Origin of the sequence: Salinivirga sp. (assembly GCF_035268865.1) — a bacterium.
Taxonomy (GTDB): Bacteria; Bacteroidota; Bacteroidia; order Bacteroidales; family Salinivirgaceae; genus Salinivirga.
In genome coordinates this window covers 1-4,041 of the sequence record NZ_DATFKB010000102.1, presented here as the reverse complement: position 1 = coordinate 4,041, position 4,041 = coordinate 1, and the positions used below count along the sequence as shown (strand labels likewise).

4 protein-coding genes are annotated in these 4,041 nt (G+C 38.0%); 2 read left to right on the top strand and 2 right to left on the bottom strand.

What is annotated here, in order from left to right; all coding sequences use genetic code 11:
• On the top strand, positions 1-672 hold a 672-nt coding region (locus VJ937_RS06045), incomplete at its 5' end, for a hypothetical protein (RefSeq protein ID WP_324065991.1).
• Between the two features lie 204 nt (positions 673-876).
• On the opposite strand, the gene VJ937_RS06040 is transcribed toward VJ937_RS06045, so the two are convergent.
• Complete coding sequence (locus VJ937_RS06040) at positions 877-1,305, bottom strand: OsmC family protein (RefSeq protein WP_324065990.1); 429 nt, start codon at positions 1,303-1,305, stop codon at positions 877-879.
• Positions 1,306-1,775: 470 nt separating this feature from the next.
• Between VJ937_RS06040 and VJ937_RS06035 the strand changes: the two genes are divergently transcribed.
• The gene (locus VJ937_RS06035; protein ID WP_324065989.1) at positions 1,776-2,639 is read left to right on the top strand and encodes a hypothetical protein; all 864 of its coding nucleotides are present in this window, start codon (positions 1,776-1,778) and stop codon (positions 2,637-2,639) included.
• A gap of 445 nt (positions 2,640-3,084) precedes the next feature.
• Here VJ937_RS06035 and VJ937_RS06030 read toward each other — a convergent pair whose 3' ends face one another.
• Positions 3,085-3,906, bottom strand: a complete 822-nt coding sequence (locus VJ937_RS06030; protein ID WP_324065988.1) for a class I SAM-dependent methyltransferase — start codon at positions 3,904-3,906, stop codon at positions 3,085-3,087.
• Positions 3,907-4,041 lie beyond the last annotated feature (135 nt).

The window sequence follows — 4,041 nt, the reverse complement described above, 5'->3', positions numbered from 1 at the left end:
GTGGACGAGCAAATGATTGAATTTGTATTGAACCCATTTTCGTGGAGTTGGGCAGCAAGCAAAAATCTCAATGTATTTGTGCTTTGGGGAGGTGTTACCTTTGGGCAAATATTTGCACTGCTGCCTCTTATCATGCTCAAGAAAGTGAAGGCGCCTTTGTTTATGTTCTTAAGTAAATTATTGGCAGCCTGTGCCTTTCTTATAAATGGCATCTATTTGTTGTTAGGAGCTCTTCTGCATTTTGGTGACGGGGGAAGTCTGGTGTATGTGGGTTTTAATACCTTTTTTGTGGTGAGTATTGGTGCCCTGTATTTCGCACTCTCATTTTTATTTTGGTCACATTTGCAACAGCATGCAGGCTTGAACAACAGAACACCATTATCAGTTAGAATAAGAATCATTGCAGGAGGTATCGTTCCTTACATGCTTATTATTTTTGTTTACAATTTGCTTCACAATGCTGACCAGATTATGATGTGGGGTGGCTTGGCCCTGTTTGGCATTATCGTCTCTTTTTTGATTGCCTTTATGGGAAATTGGTGGGCGCATTTTTTCCACTATCAGAATCAGCGTGTGTTTTCATCCACCACTTCGTGGAAACTCTTTTCTTTTGGATTATTGGTCGTTTTAGCCGAATTTGTAGTGTTTGGAACCCCTCCCAATCCATTTTGAGTTAGCAGTTGTATGTAGATAGCTGCTTTAAATTTGACGTTCTTGTAATTCAACTAAAATCAGGATGCTTTAAGGTATTTGGGATGTTTTCGGTCTGCAGTAGCAATATCCCCCCCACAAAAAAAAATAAAAGCGGGCTGAACCCGCATATTATTGAGTTCAGCCCACAGTTTTTTTATTTAATCTGATGCTTCTCTAAGCAATTTAATCGAGCATTGTAATGTCGAGTGTTATTTTAACACCTTTGAGTGCCTGCGAAACAGGACAGTTGTCCTTTGCCTCCATGGCTATCTCTTTAAATTTCTTTTCGTCAACGCCTTCAGCTTTACCTTTGGAAGTTAGTTTTATCTCGGTAATGGCAAATCCGCCGTCAACCTGCTCCAACTTGGCAGCGGCTTCCGTTTCCACTGATATGGGCTTAAACCCGGCTTCGTGCAGGGCGTGCGAAAAAGCCATTGAAAAACAGCCTGAGTGTGCGGCGGCAATAAGCTCCTCGGGGCTCGTTCCTTTACCGTCTTCAAAGCGCGACTTGAATGAAAAGTTGCCTTCCCAGGCGCCTCCGCCCACTATCATTGTTCCATTTCCTTCAGGTAAATTGCCATGCCATTTGGCTGATGATTTGTGTATGCTCATAATTTTCTTTTTTAAGTTATTGTTGCTTGTTTAACACACAGCTCTTTTTATTGTTTTACGATCCCTGGTTTATCTCTATTTTCTGTGTTGAAGTTGTTTTATTACTGGTAAAAAAACTGCTTCCTTTTTATTGGTAAGTCATAGGAAATCAGTGTTTTTTTAATTGTGATGCTTTAGCGTATAGCTTTTTATATCATCATTAAACAGGCGGGCTGAAGATTCAGAATGTGCGGAAATTTTAATTGGATCAATTAACAGAAGCCTCTACGCCAGAGATGGTACAATAAATATCGCCCCAAAAAAGTAGCCTTACCCAGGTACGTCATAGCACTCAGTTTGCATCAGAAAATTCAGCCTTTCACATACTTTTTTGTTGCGTAACAAAATTGTAGCTTTGCTGAAAGCAGGTTTGTTAAAGCAGCATTTTCAATGGTCTGCTATACAATAGTATTATAATTAAATGTTAGGATATGGATTTTGAAGAATTACAGCGTTTAGTAAATCAGCAGATGCAGGAACAAAATAATCGGGGAATTGCCGATTTTCAAGGATACTCGCCAAATGAGATGAAGCAAATCCTTTATCACACTTTTAGTGAATCAAGCCCTTTGCAAATGAAGCAGTTGTCGAAAACCGATTACGACAAGGTTCCTCTTCTTAACCAAATCAAGTATCTTGCAAAACTACTTCAGGAAAAAGGCCAGATCAAGCTCACAAATAAAGGGTTTCTGCCAACCAAAATTGTAGCTGATCTTTATGGACAGGGCTTTATTAAAGACGACTCTATTGAGAGTAAGATCTCTAAGCTATATAAAGAAACCGACTCACTGAGTGTACATCTTACCCACATTCTTCTGGAGATATCAGGTATTGCCAAGAAGCGAAAAGGAGTGCTGAGTTTGACAAAATCGGGCGAAAAGCTTATTGCTGATGATGATAAGCTTTTACGGCAGCTTTTTGAGGTGTTTGCCACAAAGTTTAATTGGGCTTATTTCGATGCTTATGAGGATAATGGGATGGGTCAGAAAGGATTTGGCTTTACCCTGATTTTGTTGGCAAAATATGGTGAAGTAAACCGTTTGAACAGCTTCTATGCAGAAAAATACTTCAAAGCTTTTCCTTATCTTCTGGAAGATCTGGTTCCTGGTTACACCACGGCGGAGGAGTACGCTGCCAATTGCTATTCGTTACGTACATTCGACCGTTTTTTATCGTACTTCGGGATTATCAAAATTGAGCAGAAGGGGAGAGGGTTTGATCGGATGAAATACATTGCAAAAACTCCGTTATTTGATAAGATGATAGCCTGCGCCCCTCCTCAAGCCAGGAAGTAAAGGTCTTTGCTTGCCAAATGGCGGATTTATACTGCCATTATAATTGACGCAGTTAGTCGTTAAGGGGCCAAAACATTTGTTTCCGGAATGATTGGCCACAATTGTATTACACGACACCAAAGATTTCTTGGGCCTCCTTGTAGCCATACCCATTATAGGGCAGAACGCTATAGTAATTCTTCGAGACTCGAAATCAGTTGGCATCATAATTCTTGCTCAATGTTAAATTCGTGAAGAATAGACAGCCGATAACATCCAGGCGCTAATAAAGCGTTGTTTATTTAGACAATCTTACCTCGATATGCTCAGGGCTGGCAGGCATTTGATTGGCACCTCTGGTGGAATAAACGCTGAGGTGTACCATTCCTATTTTCGCCACCTGTTTGCTATGACTTCATTTTGTTCCTTAAGTTCACATAAAAAGGAGCTTGTTGCACTGAAAGAGCTATTTTTCACCAAGGAAAATGTAATATCTCCTTTTCCTTTTTAGTAATCGTATATTAAGTTTTACATTGATAATAAAGAATAGTTTTAAAATCGGATTGCGTAAATGGCCATTTTTGCTGAACTTGTTGAAATAGTTCTTGTACATTTTAAAACCCAGAATTACTTTGTCAGTTATGTCATCATGCTCGCATAAGTTCAAGTGGGAGCGGTTGAATGCATCCTGGTATTTATCAAAAGACCAATGATGAAAGTTCATTTTTCTTTTCCAACTCTTGAGGAGTGTACTTTCTTTTTTTGTGGTTAATATATCAGCTATGATAAACTGTCCTCCGGGTTTTAAAATTCTATGTATTTCATCGATAAATAAGTCTTTGTGGGGATAATGAAAAGCGCTTTCAATATTTATGATGATATCAATGCTATTGCTTTCAATATGCGATAAATTCTGTGCATCTCCTTCCAGGAAATTGACATTGTTTTTATTTCTTTTTTTCTTCTCTTCATTGGCAATTTTTACGTTATTGGCATTTAAGTCTACACCTGTTACGCTATTAATTGGATGATTGTCAGACACATACAGCGCAACAACACCATTTCCACAACCAATATCTAGCAGATCTTTGTCCTTTAGTAGCGAAAACTTTTCGATACAATACTCTATTAAATTTTTCTGGGCCTGACTGAAACTATCATCCATGTCCTTATAAAAGGGATAATGGAGCATATGATAATCCCCATTAATGGATTTTAAAGCTTCATTCATCGATTTATAGTAGTTGCCTGTTGTAAAAGCTGTTTTTGTTAAGCTAAGTTTTGCCATGTCTATTATTTATATACTATTTGCGTTTATTCATGTATGTTACAGAAAAAAATACATATTTTTATTTAATAGATGTATATGTTATGTATAGGGACAACTATTTTAATAAATAACATCAACATTGCTATTATTACA